This is a genomic window from Streptomyces sp. NPDC056231, assembly GCF_048270745.1.
Taxonomy (GTDB): domain Bacteria; phylum Actinomycetota; class Actinomycetes; order Streptomycetales; family Streptomycetaceae; genus Streptomyces.
In genome coordinates, this window is the sequence record NZ_JBLVKW010000031.1 from 65,877 (window position 1) to 82,909 (window position 17,033).

Annotated in this window: 14 protein-coding genes and 1 pseudogene; 10 read left to right on the top strand and 5 right to left on the bottom strand. The window is 68.8% G+C overall.

The window, feature by feature from the left end; translation table 11 throughout:
* The first annotated feature begins 2 nt into the window (after positions 1 to 2).
* Positions 3 to 1,226: an ROK family protein gene (locus tag ACNPQM_RS23340; RefSeq protein ID WP_418085588.1), complete on the top strand. Its 1,224-nt coding sequence runs from the start codon at positions 3 to 5 to the stop codon at positions 1,224 to 1,226.
* Positions 1,227 to 1,259: 33 nt separating this feature from the next.
* On the top strand, positions 1,260 to 3,413 hold the full coding sequence (locus tag ACNPQM_RS23345) for an alpha-galactosidase (protein WP_418085589.1): 2,154 nt from the start codon (positions 1,260 to 1,262) through the stop codon (positions 3,411 to 3,413).
* Between the two features lie 59 nt (positions 3,414 to 3,472).
* Here ACNPQM_RS23345 and ACNPQM_RS23350 read toward each other — a convergent pair whose 3' ends face one another.
* Positions 3,473 to 4,471 (bottom strand): helix-turn-helix transcriptional regulator, encoded by a 999-nt coding sequence (locus ACNPQM_RS23350; protein WP_418085590.1) that lies wholly within the window; start codon positions 4,469 to 4,471, stop codon positions 3,473 to 3,475.
* Positions 4,472 to 4,630: 159 nt separating this feature from the next.
* Between ACNPQM_RS23350 and ACNPQM_RS23355 the strand changes: the two genes are divergently transcribed.
* The 3 genes from ACNPQM_RS23355 to ACNPQM_RS23365 all read left to right on the top strand — a co-directional run bounded on the left by ACNPQM_RS23355 (position 4,631) and on the right by ACNPQM_RS23365 (position 6,495).
* On the top strand, positions 4,631 to 5,053 hold the full coding sequence (locus ACNPQM_RS23355) for a VOC family protein (protein ID WP_418085591.1): 423 nt from the start codon (positions 4,631 to 4,633) through the stop codon (positions 5,051 to 5,053).
* Positions 5,054 to 5,394: 341 nt separating this feature from the next.
* Complete coding sequence (locus tag ACNPQM_RS23360; protein ID WP_418085600.1) at positions 5,395 to 5,595, top strand: transposase family protein; 201 nt, start codon at positions 5,395 to 5,397, stop codon at positions 5,593 to 5,595.
* A gap of 69 nt (positions 5,596 to 5,664) precedes the next feature.
* Positions 5,665 to 6,495 (top strand): DsbA family protein, encoded by an 831-nt coding sequence (locus ACNPQM_RS23365; RefSeq protein WP_418085592.1) that lies wholly within the window; start codon positions 5,665 to 5,667, stop codon positions 6,493 to 6,495.
* A gap of 213 nt (positions 6,496 to 6,708) precedes the next feature.
* On the opposite strand, the gene ACNPQM_RS23370 is transcribed toward ACNPQM_RS23365, so the two are convergent.
* Positions 6,709 to 8,130, bottom strand: a complete 1,422-nt coding sequence (locus tag ACNPQM_RS23370; protein WP_418085593.1) for a DUF1254 domain-containing protein — start codon at positions 8,128 to 8,130, stop codon at positions 6,709 to 6,711.
* Positions 8,131 to 8,507: 377 nt separating this feature from the next.
* Here ACNPQM_RS23370 and ACNPQM_RS23375 point away from each other — a divergent pair, with 377 nt between their 5' ends.
* Positions 8,508 to 8,681, top strand: a complete 174-nt coding sequence (locus ACNPQM_RS23375) for a hypothetical protein (protein WP_358861109.1) — start codon at positions 8,508 to 8,510, stop codon at positions 8,679 to 8,681.
* Positions 8,682 to 8,740: 59 nt separating this feature from the next.
* On the top strand, positions 8,741 to 10,147 hold the full coding sequence (locus ACNPQM_RS23380) for an alpha/beta fold hydrolase (protein ID WP_418085594.1): 1,407 nt from the start codon (positions 8,741 to 8,743) through the stop codon (positions 10,145 to 10,147).
* A 228-nt stretch (positions 10,148 to 10,375) separates the two neighbouring features.
* On the opposite strand, the gene ACNPQM_RS23385 is transcribed toward ACNPQM_RS23380, so the two are convergent.
* From ACNPQM_RS23385 to ACNPQM_RS23395, 3 genes and pseudogenes are all read right to left on the bottom strand, one after another.
* Positions 10,376 to 11,860, bottom strand: a complete 1,485-nt coding sequence (locus ACNPQM_RS23385; protein WP_418085595.1) for an alpha/beta hydrolase — start codon at positions 11,858 to 11,860, stop codon at positions 10,376 to 10,378.
* Between the two features lie 163 nt (positions 11,861 to 12,023).
* Positions 12,024 to 12,236: a hypothetical protein gene (locus ACNPQM_RS23390; protein ID WP_418085603.1), complete on the bottom strand. Its 213-nt coding sequence runs from the start codon at positions 12,234 to 12,236 to the stop codon at positions 12,024 to 12,026.
* 56 nt (positions 12,237 to 12,292) lie between these two features.
* A pseudogene (locus tag ACNPQM_RS23395) lies at positions 12,293 to 12,451 on the bottom strand (Ku protein); the annotation flags it as partial.
* Between the two features lie 180 nt (positions 12,452 to 12,631).
* Between ACNPQM_RS23395 and ACNPQM_RS23400 the strand changes: the two are divergent.
* The 3 genes from ACNPQM_RS23400 to grpE all read left to right on the top strand — a co-directional run bounded on the left by ACNPQM_RS23400 (position 12,632) and on the right by grpE (position 16,827).
* A complete protein-coding gene (locus ACNPQM_RS23400; protein ID WP_418085596.1) occupies positions 12,632 to 13,891 on the top strand; it encodes an esterase/lipase family protein in 1,260 nt (419 codons plus the stop codon).
* Between the two features lie 429 nt (positions 13,892 to 14,320).
* On the top strand, positions 14,321 to 16,174 hold the full coding sequence (gene dnaK / locus ACNPQM_RS23405; RefSeq protein WP_418085597.1) for a molecular chaperone DnaK: 1,854 nt from the start codon (positions 14,321 to 14,323) through the stop codon (positions 16,172 to 16,174).
* Positions 16,174 to 16,827, top strand: a complete 654-nt coding sequence (gene grpE, locus ACNPQM_RS23410; protein ID WP_418085598.1) for a nucleotide exchange factor GrpE — start codon at positions 16,174 to 16,176, stop codon at positions 16,825 to 16,827. Before dnaK ends, grpE begins: the two co-directional genes overlap by 1 nt.
* Positions 16,828 to 17,033 lie beyond the last annotated feature (206 nt).

The window sequence follows — 17,033 nt, forward strand, 5'->3', positions numbered from 1 at the left end:
GTGTGAGTCAAGACACATGCGAAACCCAGGGCGCAGCGGGCCCCGCCGGCCGTTCGGGCGATGCCGGTCTGCTGCGCAAGCTCAACCTCGCAGCCGCGGTGCGGGCCTTCCTCGACACCCCGTCGCTGACGGTCCGCGACGTGCGTTCGCTCGTCGGAGTCTCCCGCCCCACCGCCGAGGAACTGCTGACGACGCTCCTGGGCCAGGGCTTCGTCCGTGAGGGGGCCGGGCGTCCGAACGGCGAACGGTCTGCGGGGCGGCCGGCTCGGCGCTACGAGGTCGTGGCCGAGAACTTCCCCGTCGTCGGAGTCGATATCGGCGCCCACAAGGTGGCCGTGGTCATCTGCGACCTGCGCGGGAATGTCGTGGCGGTGCGCAGGCGCAGCGTGGATCCTGGCCTCAGGCCGGCCGGGCGCATCGGGGCCGCGGCGCGTCTGGTGGAGGCGACCGTTCGGCAGACCGGGACGAGCTGGGAACACATCCGCTCGGTGGCCTGTGGCATCACCGGCGTGACGGCCAACGGCTCGGAGGTCAGGGACATCCGCACAATTCCGGCGGGTCAGGACCTCGACGTCTACTCGCTGCCGGGCTTCGACGAGATCGACGTGGTCGCGGAGGTATCGGGGCGCTTCAAGCGCGACGTGCTGGTATCCAACGACATCCACCTCGCGGCGGTGGCCGAGCAGTGGCGGGGCGCCGCCACCGAGGCACGCGACCTCGTCTACATGCACGTCGGCCACCGCCTCGGGGCCGCGATCGTCATCGGCGGGCAGATCCACAACGGGCGGCACGGCCTGGCGGCGTCCGTCGGCGCCATGAAGATTTTTGGGTGGGCCGACGCAATGGCGAAGCTCCACCACGAGAGCCGCAAGCTCGCGGGCTCGACCGCCGAGGAGTCCACAAGCGACGACGTCCGGGCGCTCTTCGAAGCGGCCACGAACGGCGACCCCACTGGGGTGCGCACCATCGACTGCGTCGCCAGGGCCCTAGCCCTGGGCGCCTCCACCCTGGTCCACGCCGTCGACCCCGACCTCGTCGTGCTCGGCGGCGGTCTGTCCCGCGCGGGGGACGTTCTCGCCGGTCCGTTCCAGCGGCACTTGGCCGCGACCTCCCTCAACTCGCCGGAGTTCCGGGTGTCCCTGCTCGGCGAGGAGTCCGTCGCCCTCGGCGCCGCCCGGCTGGCCCTCGACGATCTCAAGGCGCGCCTGCTCGCCGTGTGCGCCTGATCCGCTCCTCGCACTGCATCAAGGAGTCACCGAATGATCAAGCCCGGACGCGTCGCCATGCCCGCGCCCACCGCCCCCTTTTCTCTCTCCGGTCTCGGCGGGACTGAGACCACGACGATGGTCCTGCTGCCGCGGGCGGACGGCTTGCCCGACTTCGGGTGGGTGGGGCTGTCCTTGGCGGCGAAGGACGTCCGCTCCCTGACGATCCCAGCCTCGGTCGAGACCACGGCCTGGAACTCCTGGCTGATCGGCTCACCGGTCAGCGTGTTCCCGGAGCACGCGCGAGGCTACCTGGGACGGCCTGCGCTACTCGGCCACCGGGTGGGCCCCGAAGGCCCCGGGAGCGACTGGTCCACCGCGTTCGGTCCCGGCTCGGTGGGGTGTGCCGGCGGCTCGCTCGTGGTCCGGGCCACCGACGAGGCAGCGGGACTCGGACTGCGCTTCGAGGCCGAAGCCGTCCCAGGTGGCGGGCTCCGCCTCCGGCACCTGCTGACCAACGCCGGCACCGGTCCCTACGTGGTCGACGCACTCGACGTGGTCATCCCCGTTCCGACCGGCGTGGGCGAGATCCTCGACTTCACCGGGCGGTGGGCCCGCGAGCGACAGCCCCAGCGCCGCGCTCTCGCGGACGGGCAGTGGGTCCGGGAGCACCGCCGCGGCATGCGCAGCCTCGACGGCACCGGTCTGATCGTGGTCGGTACCCCTGGCTTCGGCTACGACGACGGTGAGGTGCTCGGCGTCCACCTCGCCTGGAGCGGCAACCATCGGTATGCCGTCGAGCAGCTCAGCTCCGGCGTCGCCGTCGTCAGGGCCGGCGAGTTGCTGCACCCGGGCGAGTTGGTGCTCGCTGAGGGCGAAACGTACGCGACGCCTTGGGTGCACGTGACCGCGTCCGCGCGCGGGCTCGATGGCCTGGCGGACGCGACCCATCAGTACGTCCGAACACTCGCGGCCCATCCGCCCCCGCCCGCACCCGTCATGTTCAACCCGTGGGAGGCGGTCTACCTCGACCAAGACCTCGACACGCTGACCGCTCTGGTCGAGATCTCGGCCAGGCTGGGCGCCGAGCGTTTCGTGCTCGACGACGGGTGGTTCGCGGGCCGCACCTCCCTCGACGACGGCCTGGGCGACTGGACCCCAGACTTGGCGGTGTGGCCGGACGGGCTGGCACCGCTTGTGGACCGGGTGCACGAGCAAGGGATGGAGTTCGGCCTCTGGTGGGAGCCGGAGGCTGTCAACCCGGCCTCGGCGGTCTACCGCGACCACCCCGACTGGATCCTGCGCACGGGCGACCGGTCGCCCGTGCTGGAACGCAACTGCTACCTGCTCGACCTCAGCCGGGACGAGGTGCGGGCACACCTGCTCGACGCATTCGGCCGCCTGGCGGCCGCGCACCGGATCGACTTCGTCAAGTGGGACCACAACCGCGACCAGATCGACGGCGGTGACTCGCGAGGCTCCGGCCGGCCCGCGTCACGGCTGCAGACCCTTGCCTTCCGCGAGCTCCTCGACGAGCTGGTCCGCCGCCATCCCGGCATCTCGTGGGAGAGCTGTGCCTCGGGAGGCGGCAGGATCGACCTGGACGTGCTCCAGCGGGTCCAGAGCACTTGGACCTCAGACGTCACCGATCCGCTGTCCCGCCAGCCGATCCAGCACTGGACCGCCCAGCTCGCCCCGCTGGAGTACCTGGGTGCTCATGTCGCCGCACCGGTCTCCCACCAGACCGGCCGGACCAGCACCCTGGACCTGCGCGTGGCCACGGCCTTCTTCGGCCAGTTCGGCGTCCAGTGGGATCTCACGAAGGTGGCGGCCCCCGAACTGGACCGCCTCGCGCGCTGGATCGGCCTCTACAAGCGGCACCGCGCGCTCCTGCACACGGGGCGGCTGACGCGCGTCGAACTGCCCGACGGTCTGCTCGCGCATGGAGTGGTCGCTCGGGACCGGTCGGAGGCCCTCTTCTCCTACGCCCAACTCGACGAGATCGTGCCCGTGCCACCACGGCTCCGCATCCCGGGACTCGACCCGGACCGGAGCTACCGCACTTCGCTGGTCGCTCCGCCCGATCCGACGGTGACCTGGGAGGTCACAGGCATTCAGGCGTCCGGTGCGGCACTGAGAGCGCTCGGCCTACCGGGCCCTGCGCGGGCACCCCAGAGCGCGGCGCTGGTCCACCTGCGCGCCGTCTGATCCGGCGGGGCACACGGCCTGTGGGGTGCGGGGTACCGAAGGTGCGGTGGGTTTCGTTCTCACGGCGTCGGACCGGTCTCCGGTCTTGTGGTGCGTGCGGCGCGGGCGTAGCGGGCGGCGAGGTCTGCGAATGCGGTGGCCAGTTGGGGTGGGCCGATGACTTCGATATCGGTGTCGAAGCGGCCGATGGCTGCGGCGAGTCCGGTCCATGACCAAAAGCCGAGGGTGAGTCGGCAGTGGTGGGGGCTGAGTTCTTCGACGATTCCGTCCTGGGCGAAGGGTGCGACGTTGGCGGCCGGGAGGTGGAGGATGACTTCGCCCAGGCAGGGCCAGTCGGTGGCGGTGCCGTCGTTGCCGCGGAATCGGCTGGTGATGAACGTGGAGACGTTGCCGCCGGGGAGTTCGCGAGGGATGAAGCGGGGGCCGGTGGGTGTGCGGGGGCGGATGCAATCGACACGGAAGGTGCGCCAGTCCTCGCGGTCGAGGTCCCAGGCCACGAGGTACCAGCGATGACGCCAGGTGACCAGGTGGTGGGGTTGTACTCGGCGGGGGTTTTCGGCTGAGGTGCTCGGGCCTGGGGTGTAGTCGAGGCGCAGCTCCTCGCGGGCGTGGATGGCGCGGCTCAGATCCACCAGGACCTGAGCGTCGACCTGAGGGGTGTCGCGGGCCGCAGGCGGTTGGACGGCGGTGATACGCAGCAGGTCGATGCGGTGGCGAAGGCGAGGTGGCATGACCTGGCGGAGGGTGGCCAGGGCGCGGGTGGCGTCTTCGGTAACGGTGGTGCCGGTGGCCGCGGTCTGCAGCGCGACGGCCAGGGCGACGGCCTGGTCGTCGTCAAACAGCATGGGGGGCATGTGAGTGCCGGCCTCCAGGCGGTAGCCGCCGGCCGGTCCTTTGAAGGTCGTGATCCTGTAGCCGAGTTCGCGTAGGCGGTCGATGTCACGGCGCACGGTGCGCGAGGTGATGCCGAGACGCTCGGCGAGATCCTCGCCGGACCAGTCACGGTGCGTTTGAAGCAGCGAGAGCAGTGCGAGCAGCCGTGAGGACGTCTTATGCATGAGATCCATTTTCACTGCAGTACAGGACACGACCTGTCCTCTACCTCCGTCATGGTGACATACGAGCCGTTCAGGAGGCATCGCTCCTGGTCACGGCAGCTGCCGCATGAACTTGGGCAGTCGGCGGCGTATTCGCCACATCGAGGCAAGGAGCAGGTCATGTCCGTCACGACCACCACTCACCTGAACTTCCGGGGCACTGCACGGGAGGCGCTGGACTTCTACCGGTCCGTCTTCGGCGGACGTACCGTCGCGGTCACCTACAAGGACGCGGGCGCCGTGCAGAACGAGAGCGAGGCGGACTGGGTGATGTGGGGTGAGGTGGTCGGCGACAACGGCTTCCACGTCATGGCCTACGACGTGCCCTCACATCTGCCCTGGAGCCAGGGCGAAAACCCGTTCTTCGTCTCCGTACGCGGTGACGACGCCGAGGAGATCAGCGTCCTGTGGGGCAAGCTCGCCGAAGGCTCGACCATCGTCCGTCCGCTGGGACCTGCGCAGTGGGCGCCGCTGTACGGCATGCTCACCGACCGCTTCGGCGTCACCTGGGTCCTGGACGTCACCGCCCCGTACAACGGCTGAACCAGCCGATCCGACATCTGACTTGCCTGGGCCGTCCGGGCCGCCCGTGTGGCTGCGGCGGCCCGGACGGCGCAGTGGCTCTGTTCATGAGAAGCGGCTCTGGCTCAACTTCTGTGATGCGGCCACTCTGAGTGACAGCCAGGCTCCTTGGAGCCGTACGTAAAGTCGCCCGAAAATAGCCCGTGGGCAGGACAGTTGGGCTGACGGTTCGGGCCGTGGAAGAAGTCGTGCTCCGGCTGGAGGAGCTGTTGTTCCCGTCGATCGCGGACGTCGCGGTGCTGTCGGTACGCGTGAACATCGAGATAGTGCGCATTGATGCGCAATGCATCGCGAACGGCGCCGTGTGCCCGGTCTGCGGAGTCTGGTCGAACCGGGGGCATGGTTCCTACCTGCGGTTTCCCGCCGATGTGCCGAGCGGTGGCCGAAGCGTTGTTCTCCAGCTGAGGGTCCGTCGGTTCATCTGCGGGAACTCTGGGTGTGCGCGCCGTTCCTTCGTCGAGCAGATATCTGGCCTGACACGCCGGCACGGTCAGCGGACCTAGCGGTTGCGCTCCACCCTGGCCGCAGTCGGTCTGGCCCTCGCGGGCCGGGCCGGAGCCTGCATCGCCCGCGTGATCGGGGTACCGGTCAACCGCAGCACGGTCCTCCGGCTGGTCGACGCACTCCCCGATCCCGAGGTCCCCGCGCCGCGAGTGGTCGGCGTCGACGATCCTCCCCCGAGGGCCACGTATAGAGTCCGGGCCATTCGCGACTGGGGAGGGGCATTCATGCTGGTGAAGCGTGCGATTCGGGCAATGGCCATCGCTACCGTCCTGGGACTGGCCCTTGCGGCGTGCGGAACGCGTACCGGCTATGCCACGGATGCTGACATACCGGAGGCGTTGGGCGCGGACGGGACGAGCATAGTGGTCGGTGATGAGGCCGCGGGTACCACCGTCCGGCTCTTCGAGGATCTACGCTGTCCCGTCTGTGAGGAGTTCGAGACACAGGGCGCCGGGGCCGAGCTGAACAAGCTGGCTCAGAAGGGTTCAGTGCAGGTCCACTACACGCTCGCATCCTTCCTCGACGACAGGCTGGGCGGCAACGGCTCGAAGAAGGCCGCGAACGCGCTGCGCGCCGCACTGGCAGAGGGCAAGTTCGTCGAGTATCACCAGGTCCTCTACGCGAATCAGCCGGATGAAGCGGTCGACGGCTTCACCGACGAGTTCCTGCTGAAGATGGCATCCCGCGTAGCTGGCCTGCGCGGGTCGGGCTTCGACGCTGCGGTCAGGACTATGAAGTACCAAAGCTTCGTCGACGCATCCGAGAAGGCTTTCCAGGGCTCCAGTGCCATCGGTACACCGACACTGGAGCTCAGCGGCGTGGAACTGCCAGAATTCGAGCGCGGCTACCTCGCCTACTACACCCACCCAGGAAAGCTCTCATGGACCGCAAGGCCCTGAGACCTCCTCATCGGCTCACCAGCGCCCGACACCAAGGCCGACTAGATAGATCGTGGGCGGCGCTCCACAGAAGTTGAGCCAGAACCCGCGTTCGGACAGCGGGTGTTCACGACTTCGAGCAGCGACCCGGAGACGCCGTGTTCGATGTTCATGAGAAGGAACGGCATCGTCGGAGCGCCGCCGCATGAGGGCGCTCCGACACTTGAGCGGCTTTCAGACCGCTTCGAAGTCGGGGAGGCTCCAGGTCTTGTCGAAGAACGGTTGGGCTGGGGCGAAGAGGCGGAAGTAGACGAACCAGCCGTCCTGGTCGATGGTCTTCATCCAGTTGGTTTCCGTGCCGGCGGGGGCGGTGGGGCCGATGTAGAGGTCGATGCTGCCGTCGTCGTTGAACCTGAGCTGCTGGTCGCGGCTGTCGAGGCTCGTGCTGCGGCTGTCGGTGCCGCCGTTGTCGTAAGGCCGGCGGGTGTTCTCGCTGTAGAGCGTGAGCGACCAGAACTGGGCGCTCGGCACGTCGGCGGGGACGTGCAGCCGGTAGGTGCGGTCGGCCCGCAGGAGGCGGCCCTGGCTGTCGCGTTTGGAGGTCATGCAGACCTGGCCGGTGCCGGGCGTGGGGTGGGCCATGCCGATCGTGGAGCCGACGGCCTCGTAGAACCAGGTGGCGCGCTGGTCCAGCTGAAGGATCGTGTCGGTCTGCTGCTCGAGATCGAAGTCGAGGCCCTTGTACCAGCTCGTGCCCTTCCAGTAGGGCTGTGTGTAGCGCGGGTTGACCTGGTTGTTGCGGGCGAACAGTTCCCCGAGTGCCGCGCCCTCTTCCAGGATGCGGCGTTGGCGCTCGTCCGGGGCGAAGGTGCGGCCCTTGGCGATGCCGAGAGGTTCGAGCATGGCCATGAACGCCTTGTCGACCTCTGCGATCGGCTCCTCCTCCAGCAGAGGCGCCAGGTCCTGCCAGTACCGCAGGCCGCGCGCGGGGGTCGCGCTCCATTCCCGGTCCACACCCTCGATGAACCGCACCGGAGCCGGGGCGGAACCGCCGCCGCGGGCGAACTTGAGTCCGGCCTTCGCCTGCGCCATGACATCCGGGTCCTGGGTCAGCACCCGGAAAACGACGAGGACGTTCACGGTCCTGGAACGGACGACATAGTGGCCGGAGTCCTTGAAGGGCGCGTCGTCGTGGTCGGGGCCGAGAATGACGTAGCCGCCGCCCTTGCCCTGATCAGGGCCGGTCAGGCCGAGGTCCGCGACCGGGCGCTGCCAAGCGTCGAGGATCGCGCCCGCGGTCGGGCCGGCCGGGTAGTCGATGACCACCGGGCCGTCCGCTAGGCTGGTGAAGTTCATGATGTACGGCGTGGTCAGGTTCGCGGTGACGATGCCGCGCTTCTCCCGCAGCGAGTCGCAGACCGCGAAGTCACCGAACCCGGTCGCGCCGAAGGTTTCCGCCGAGCCGTCGCGCCAGGCCAGAAAGCCACCGAGCGGCAGTGACCACAGGTACGCCTGAGCGGCGCGCTGCACGTCCAGCTGGTCGAACAACAGCTCGGACGAGTCATCCGTCGGGAAGGCATGCTCCAGGCGCACGGTACCGAACGACGTCTCGATCGTCTCGTCGCCCGCCAGCGGGGCATTGCGTAGATCAGTCATGATCGCCCCTTGAGGATAAATAGGATGAACCACATCTACCACGCAGAGGTGCAGTGTTGACTCGACGCGCCTGGCCGCACGGGGGCACACTCAGAAGTGCTCGTCGCGCCATCTCGGCGCGGTCCGAGCCCCTGCTCTGTTCGAATCCCGAGCGGCCCCGGATGCTGCCCAAACCGGTGAACTGCTGCTGCTGCTTCTCAGGTTCTGACTCACAGCGGCGAGCGAGGCGTCACCCATTCGGCCCGTAGTGGTTGCCGTAGGGCGGAGTTGAGGGTGGGCTGTCAGTGCGCCTGGCGATAGTCGCCGGCGCCAGGAGCGGCCCCGCCGAACGGGCGGAGCCAGCCCCCCACCGACCCACACGAGACTTGGAGATTCCCATGCCCTACCGCAAGGGACAGTACGTGGAGTACCGGGACCAGCAGGACGAGCTTCAGCGGGGCGAGATCCGGAGTGCCGAGGGCAGCGGGGCACAGACTCGCTACGCCGTCCAGAACGAGGTGACCATGCGCGAAGACAAGGTCAGCGAGAGCCAGATCGAGCGGGAGCTGTAGTAACACCCCTGCCGACACAGCCCGCCGTGGCACCGAAAAGTGCAACGGCGGGCTGCTGGATGTCCAGCGACAGTGGATGCTACCGGGCGCTGGGCGCCTACGAGGCGTCCCGGGTCGAGGCGGACGCCGTTTTCCAAAGCGTGGCAGCGCAGTTGGGCGTTCCCTGGTCTATCGTCAACCCGGCCAGCGTCATAGGCGACAGCGCCACCGGGGAGTCCGACCAGTACCTCGGGCTCGCCTCCAGCGTGAAAGACCTCTGGCAGGGCTCACTCCCCGCGCTACCGGGCAATGGGCAGACGTTCGTCCCCGTGGTCGCGGCCGACTACCTCGCCCGGTTCATGACCCTGCTGCCGATGGACGCGGCCAGCCGGCGCACCGCGTACTGGCCGCTGGATGACGACACGCCCGCGCTGCCCGACCTGCTCACACTCATAGCGGAGCACTACGGCATCAAGGCACCCCGGACACGGATTCCGGTGCCCCTGCTCAAGCGGCTTCCCCACTGGCTCACCAAGGCCGATCCGGAGACCCTGACGTTCCTGTCGACCGACCGCTACCCGACCGATTCGGCCCATGCCTTCGCCGCCCGGCACCGGCTGACGATGCCGGACACCGCCACGACGATCCGCCGCTGGGCCGACCACCTGGCAGCCCACCGCTTCGGCGACGCCCCCGCAGATGACAGACGGTTCACCACGCCGGGCGGAATGCGGACGTTCGAACTGGGTGAGGCTGGCGCACCTACGGTGGTGCTGCCCGGCCTGCCGGTCAACGCCGACACCTGGGCGTCGGTCGTCGCAGCGGTCGGGCACGCCCGCGCCGTCGACCTGCCCGGCCTGGGCATGAGCACCGGGCGCCGCGACGACTGGCCATCCTGGTTGACCGCACTGGTGACCGAGACCGGTGCCCGTCACCTGGTGGGCCACTCAATCGGCGCCGCGGCCGCCGTCGAGGCCGCGACCGCCCACTCCTACGCGGTGGATCGACTCACGCTCGTATCACCGTTCTTCCTGCAGGCGCACCCGCCCCGCACCGCCAAGTGGACGCCCCTGACCCGCCGGCTCCTGAGCCGGATGACTCCCACGGCGCTGGCCGAGCGGCTGACCAGCGCCACGGACCACGCGGCCGCGCTCCAATCAGCTGTCGCTGATCTTCGCCGCGGCACCATCGCGGCCACCACCGCCCGGCTCCTGGCCGCCACCGCGAACTCACAGTGGCGCGCAGACCTCCGGGCCAAGCTGCAGCGGTACCCAGGGCGCGTCCACATCGTCATGGGCTCCCACGATCCACTCACCATTGACGGACAGTCACTGCTGGACACCCTCCCGCACGCCACCGTGACAGTGATTGCCGGCGCGGGGCACCATCCCCAGCTGACACACCCAGAAGACGTCGCTCAGGCCATCGGTGAGCAGACCGCCTCCCCAGGCCCGCAGGGAGAAGGGGGGCGTCAGGGCGGTACATGAACGCCCGTGGTGACGAGGGCTGTGTGTCGCGGACTGCCGTCTGCGATCACGGAGCGTGTCTGCCGTGGAGGCGTACGTCGGCGTACAGCCTCGTCCTCCCGACTTCACGCGGCCCGGCCGAATCCGACGGCGGCGAACCCCCAATGGCGTCCATGACCTCCTGCAACCTCACCTCGGCCCGGAGGAGGCGGCGGCCAGCGGTGGTAACGGCGAACTCGTGCCCGGCAGTCAGGACGGCACGGCGGGGCAACTGGTGCCCCGTGGTGGGACTGCCAGGTCGGTGAGGTAGCTGTCCACGGCGTCCTCCATGCACGGGCCGTTGGTGACGCTGCCGTGCCCCTGGCCCTCGTAGGTGAGGAGCACGCCGCTGTGGCCGAGTTGCCGCGCCACCGAGACCGCCCACGGGTAGCCGGTGGCGGGGTCGTGCAGCGCGTTGGACACCAGGATCGGCGGGGAACCGTGTGCGTCCAGGCGGTGCTGCGGGTTTGCGGTCGGCGCGCCCAGACACGCCGCCGCCATGTGGATCGGCAACAGGTAAGGCAGGTCAGGCGCGGTCATGTTCATCATGGCGACGAGCGAGGCGTACTCCCGGTAGTCGCGCACTGGCAGGTGCCAGTCCGAGCAGAAGACCGGGGTGGCCGGATGCAGCGGCGAGATCGAGGTGGGCGACGCGGGCAGCGGCTTGCTCTCCTCCATCCCCGCGATCCACGTGGCCAGGCCCGCATAGTCGGCCTCGTAGAACTTCCGGAACGCGATCTTGTTGACCAGGTCCGAAGACGACAGCGAGGTGCCTGGCTTCGCCGGGTCCTCCAGCTCGCCGCGCCCGGCCCGGGCCAACAGGCCCTGCCAGACGGCGCGGACGGCGCGGCCGTGCAGCGCGCAGTCCGCGGCACCGTCGCACCAATTCACGAACTCCTGGAATGAATCCTCTGCCGTGGCCGCCTCGGACCACAGGAAGTCACGGGCGGTTGGGACGCTGTGGTCCATGACGCTCTCCAGCACCATCGCACGCACGCGGCGCGGATAGGTCTCGGCGTACTGCGCCCCGAGCAGCGTGCCGTACGAGCTGCCGTGGAAGGTCAGTTCCCGCTCGCCGAGGGCGGCCCGGAGGGCGTCCAAGTCCCGGACCGTCTGGGCGGTGTCAAGGTGGTCGAACACCGGGCCGGTCCGGGCCCGGCAGTCGGCACGGAGCCACCTGTTGTACGCCACGGTGGCGTCGAAGTCCACCTGGCTCTTCAGGTCCGGTGACGGCCGCTCGGCAAGCAGGTCGCCGGAACAGGTCACCGGGTTGCTGCCGCCCACGCCGCGCGGGTCGAAGCTGACGATGTCGAACCTGCGGCGGACCTCGGGGCTGAACCGGCTGATATGGCGCACCACCATCTCCACACCCGAGTCGCCCGGCCCGCCGGGGCCGAACACCATCGAGCCGACGCGTGCGCCGGGGTCGGTGGCCTTGCGGCGGGCCACGGCCAGGTCGAGTCTCGGCCCGTCCGGGTGGGCCCAGTCGATCGGCACCGAAAGAGTGGCGCACTCGGCTCCCGGCTTCGCCGGGTCGTCACATGGTGCCCACCGCAGGGCCTCGGTGGCAGACGGCGACGCGTGGACCGCGGGAGCGGCGGCGAGTCCGGTGATGGCGGCCATGGCGGCTCCCACGGCCATGGCCGTGCCCCGCGAGACGATGCGCCGCAGTGCGGATCTACACCTGAACGACATGGATCCTCCTCGTGAAGAGAGCGGTTGTGTCAGGCGTGCGGACCCGGCCGGGGCACCGTCGTCACGTTAGGTGCACGGTCGCCCATGTGGTGCCCCTGTCAGGGGCTTTTCCGGGTCGGGTCGGGGACCGCTCAGGGGCGATCGGGGCGCAGGGCGAAAACGGTCAGGGTACGTCACCGTCGATGTCGGACGAGGTGGTCACGCCGCCTGGGCGTAGAGCATGGGTCGTCCCTCGCGCGGTGATCGACTGCTCGAGTCCGTCCATCGTGCGCAGGAACGCGGCGTTCAGATCGACGTAGTACCGGTGCGCGAGGATCAGCACGGACCGCAGGCAGTCCGCGAGTTCGTTCTCCAGAGCGGCACGGCCGCCCGGCATGTCACGGACGTCTTCCTGTGCCGTGACGATCTTTGCCAGATCGCCGACGCAGCATCAGGGGCGAGCTCGTCGGGCGGGCGTACCTCGTCCGGCCACTTCATCGCATGGAGCACGAGGGCGTCGTCGCGGATGCTGAGCAGGCCCAGGCGCTCTCGGTTGTGCCACGCGAATTCGGCGATGGCCTCCTTCGCGTTCCGCTCAAGGGCCCGGCGGAGTTCTGGCGATCCCAGCTGTCCGTTGCTGCGGAGTGGGCTGCCGGGCGGGTGACTCCTCGCACACTCCGAGTAGTCATTCGTGCACACTCTGCGATCATGGTGTTGGGCGGCCGATCTCGCGATGACGTGACGGGACCGCCATTCGACGAACCCGTGAACTGTGCAAGGAGTCAGCTGATCATGTCCGCACCCGTCGTTGACGTCTGGGGCCCGGTCGCCCCCGGGGCCCGCTCCTCGTTTCCCCCCGCGCCGGAACCGCATGACGAATGGTCCCTCGCCGGCGGAACAGCCTGGGTCTACTACAGCCCGCTGAACCGCAGGCAGCTCGTCAGGCCCGTCATCCTGTCCGATGGCTTCTCCAGCGGGTCGAGCGACCTCGACCAGCTCTGGCACGGCCTGGAGGAGAACGGCGACTACCGCTTCGTCTCCGAACTCCACGCGTGCGGCCGGGACGTGATCATCCTCGGTTACCACGACCGGACGGCGTCGATCACGGACAACGCCGACACCGCCATCGACTGCATCCGCCGGACCATCGCCGAGCGGGTGGGCCGGGCGAAGCTGGCTGTGGGCGGTTTCAGCATGGGAGGAATGGTCACCCGCTACGCGCTGGCCAAGATGGAGCACGACCCCGCCCTTCCCGACCACGAGACGTCCATCTACCTCTCCTACGACTCCCCCCACCAGGGCGGATGGTTCCCCATCGCCCTCCAGGCCTTCACGCACTTCGCGACGGACAAGTGGGGCGAGGTCCCCGGCGTGGGCCCCGTCCTGCGCCAGTTCTCCGGACTGCTCAACAGCCCCGCCGCGAAGCAGATGGCACGGTGGCACATCGCAAAGGTCGGCGACACCCCGAGGCAGGCACCGGAGCGGACGACGTTCCTCCGGGCGCTCGACGAGGTCGGGGGATGGCCGCGGAACGTCCGCAAGATCGGTGTGGCCAACGGAGTGGACACCGGCACCGGCAACGGCGTCAAGGCCGGCGCGACCGCGGTCAAGTGCAACGGTGACACGCTGCACGACACATGGCTCAAGACCCAGGCGCAGGGTGATCAGGTAGTCGCCAACCTGCAGAAGACAGGCGAGGAGCCGACGTCGGTTCGCACCAGCGGGCTGCCCGACATCGACGGCGCTCCCGGAGGCCTGTTCACCATGCCGTCGCCTACGGGCGACCCTGGCAGTTTCGGCCTGGCCGGCCTCCTCATGGCCCTCCTCGGCAACGAGGTGAACCCGGACGTCATCACCACGTCCTGCTTCATCCCCAGCATCAGCGCCGTCGACGCCGGTGACATCAACGACCCGAAGGCGCTCTACCAGCCGATCACACCGGAGCACAGCGCACTCGACGCCTTCGCGTGCGCCAGCCGCAACGAAGGACACACCACCATGACCGAAGAACTCGGCGCGTGGATCGTGAACGAGATCGTCGCAGCCGGGTGACTACCGGGGTGGGTGGGCCGCACGGCGGAAACCCGCCCACCCCCGGGCCGGATCCGGCGCGGAGCACAGGTGGTCGACGCGGGCGCAGTGCCCGCTCCTCCGATGTCCGGGGCCATCGGGTCGTCGGGTCATCGAGGCAACATGGAAGCCATCAGGGCTTCCTCTTCGGACGCGGCAAGGGTGGTCTGAGCCTCGCTCGGTTCCTCCGTTCACGGTCGGGTGGTGTTGCCTTGAAACTTCTGCGCAGGGACGCGTTGACAGCGGTTGGCAGCCGACGTATCCCGGAATCTGAGGGCGAAAGGCGCGTTCGAGGCCGAGACCGGGCGGTGCGTTTTCCGACCGTTATTCGCCGGCCCCGACGCCGCGGCCCAGGCCACGGAGCAGCCCTTGCAGCTGCCCAGAGGGGAAGCACGGAAAGGGAGCGGGAACATGGCACGCTCGATCGGTATCGACCTCGGTACGACAAACTCGGTCGTCAGCGTTCTGGAGGGCGGCGAACCGGTTGTGATCCCGAACGCCGAGGGCGCCCGGACAACTCCGTCCGTTGTGGCATTCGCCAAGGGCGGCAACGTGCTGGTCGGCGAGGTCGCCAAGAGGCAGGCGGTGACCAACGTGGAGCGCACCGCCCGGTCGGTGAAGCGGCACATGGGTGAAGCGGCCTGGCGATTCCCGGACTCCGGCGGCGTGGACGGGAAGCGCTACACCGCGCAGGAGATCTCCGCGCGGGTCCTGCAAAAGCTCAAGCGCGATGCGGAGGCCTATCTGGGTGAGGACGTGAGCGACGCCGTGGTCACCGTGCCCGCGTACTTCAACGACTCGCAGCGCACCGCCACGAAGGAGGCCGGGGAGATCGCCGGTCTGACGGTACTGCGGATCGTGAACGAACCGACCGCTGCGGCCCTGGCGTACGGCCTGGACAAGGAGAACGACCAGACGATCCTTGTCTTCGACCTCGGCGGTGGCACGTTCGACGTGTCCCTTCTGGACATCGGCGAGGGCATCGTGGAGGTGAAGTCCACCAACGGCGACACCCACCTGGGCGGCGACGACTGGGACCAGAGGATCGTCGACCACCTGGTGAAACAGTTCAAGAACAGCTACGGGGTGGACTTGGCCAAGGACAAAATGGCCGTCCAGAGGCTGCGCGAGGCCTCGGAGAAGGCGAAGATCGAACTCTCCGCGGCCACCGAGACGACCATCAATCTTCCCTACATCAGCGCCTCCGCCGAAGGCCCGCTGCACCTCGACGAGAAGCTCACGCGTGCCCAGTTCCAGCAGCTCACGGCGGATCTCCTGGAGCGCTGCAAGAACCCGTTCCACCAGGCCGTGAAGGACGCGGGGATCAAGGTCTCCGACATCGACCACGTCATTCTGGTCGGCGGCTCCACCCGGATGCCCGCCGTCACGGGCCTCGTGGAGGAGCTGACGGGCAAGGACCCGCACAAGGGTGTGAACCCGGACGAGGTCGTCGCGATCGGCGCAGCATTGCAAGCCGGTGTCCTGAAGGGCGAGGTCAAGGATGTCCTGCTGCTGGACGTCACCCCGCTGTCCCTGGGTATCGAGACCAAGGGCGGCATCATGACCAAACTGATCGAGCGCAACACCACGATCCCGACCAAACGCTCGGAGATCTTCACCACGGCCGAGGACAACCAACCGTCCGTCCAGATCCAGGCCTACCAGGGCGAACGCGAGATCGCGGCCTACAACAAGAAGCTCGGCGTGTTCGACCTGACCGGTCTGCCCCCGGCTCCGCGCGGCCTCCCGCAGATCGAGGTCAGCTTCGACATCGATGCCAACGGCATCATGCACGTCGCCGCCAAGGACCTCGGCACCGGCAGGGAACAGAAGATGACCATCACCGGCGGTTCCGCGCTGCCCAAGGACGACATCGAGCGGATGATGCGCGATGCCGAGGCCCACGCGGAGGAGGACCGCCGCCGCAAGGAGGCCGCCGACACCCGTAACAGCGCCGAGCACCTCCTCTACACCACCGAGAAACTCCTGGCCGAGGAGGCCGACAAGATCCCCGCGGATGTCAAGACGGACGTCGAGGACGCCCTGGCCGACGTCAAGGAGAAACTCAAAGGCGACGACACCGCCGCCCTTCGCTCCGCCGTGGAACGAGCAACCACCGCTGCGCAGAAGATCGGCACTGCCCTCTACTCCCAGGCCCAGACGGATCAGTCCCCCGGTCCTGCCGCCGACTCCGGCCAGGGCGGCGAGGAGGATGTCGTGGACGCGGAGATCGTGGACGACGACACAGCGAAGGGAGGCACGTGATGAAGCAGCCCGCCCAGCCCCCGCGTGCGGGTCTTCCACCTCTCGTGGTCATCCACGACCGCAGGAGCACCGATCCCGTCACTCTCCGGCCTCACCGACGCGAAGGCCAGGAGGCCACATCGTCGACGCGCGCGGCAGCGACGACCGGCCCACCGGTTGCGGACAGCCGCGCCGTCCACAGTCCGTCCGGCCCCGAGAACCGCATCCGGCAACTGGAGGCGGACCTGGCCGAGCGCACGGCGGACCTGCAGCGGGTCAAGGCGGAGTACGACAACTACCGCAAACGTGTGCGGCGGGACCGCCTCGCGATCCGGGAAGCGGCCGTCGCCAATGTCCTGGCCGGGCTGCTGCCCGTCCTGGACGCCATCGACCAGGCCCGGGCCCAGGGCTCCGTCACCGGGGGCTTCCACCAAATCGCCAGGCTTCTGGAGTCCCACCTTGCCGAGCTGGGCCTGCACGGTGTTGGCGAGGCAGGCGAAGCATTCGACCCCCGCATACACGAGGCCCTCACCTCCACCACCGTCTCCGACGCCACCAGCGCGACCTGCATCGAGGTGCTGCGTCCCGGCTACCGGGTCGGCACACACCTGATGCGCGCGGCACAGGTGGCCGTAGCCGAGCGGCCGGCCCTGATCCCACCCCTGCCCCGCTGATCAACGGCGGGCGACAGGCGGCCGCGCCGCAGAACGTGACCGCCCTACCGACGGCTAGGGCGTGTTCCGAGAGTCCCGCCTGCCGGGCGGACGACGCTACTTTCGAAACACGCCCTAGAAGACTCATGAAGATCTTGTTGAGGGGCTGTCCGGCCGTAGGCCGGGTGGCCCCTTGGTCTATGTGGTGGCTGGGTTGATCGTCCAGG

Coding starts and splice junctions, on each gene's coding strand:
- ACNPQM_RS23345 (WP_418085589.1), top strand. CDS start 1,260: ATGATCAAGCCCGGACGCGTCGCCATGCCCGCGCCCACCGCCCCCTTT.
- ACNPQM_RS23350 (WP_418085590.1), bottom strand. CDS start 4,471: ATGCATAAGACGTCCTCACGGCTGCTCGCACTGCTCTCGCTGCTTCAA.
- ACNPQM_RS23355 (WP_418085591.1), top strand. CDS start 4,631: ATGTCCGTCACGACCACCACTCACCTGAACTTCCGGGGCACTGCACGG.
- ACNPQM_RS23370 (WP_418085593.1), bottom strand. CDS start 8,130: ATGACTGATCTACGCAATGCCCCGCTGGCGGGCGACGAGACGATCGAG.
- ACNPQM_RS23375 (WP_358861109.1), top strand. CDS start 8,508: ATGCCCTACCGCAAGGGACAGTACGTGGAGTACCGGGACCAGCAGGAC.
- ACNPQM_RS23380 (WP_418085594.1), top strand. CDS start 8,741: ATGTCCAGCGACAGTGGATGCTACCGGGCGCTGGGCGCCTACGAGGCG.
- ACNPQM_RS23385 (WP_418085595.1), bottom strand. CDS start 11,860: ATGTCGTTCAGGTGTAGATCCGCACTGCGGCGCATCGTCTCGCGGGGC.
- ACNPQM_RS23390 (WP_418085603.1), bottom strand. CDS start 12,236: ATGCCGGGCGGCCGTGCCGCTCTGGAGAACGAACTCGCGGACTGCCTG.
- ACNPQM_RS23400 (WP_418085596.1), top strand. CDS start 12,632: ATGTCCGCACCCGTCGTTGACGTCTGGGGCCCGGTCGCCCCCGGGGCC.
- dnaK (WP_418085597.1), top strand. CDS start 14,321: ATGGCACGCTCGATCGGTATCGACCTCGGTACGACAAACTCGGTCGTC.
- grpE (WP_418085598.1), top strand. CDS start 16,174: ATGAAGCAGCCCGCCCAGCCCCCGCGTGCGGGTCTTCCACCTCTCGTG.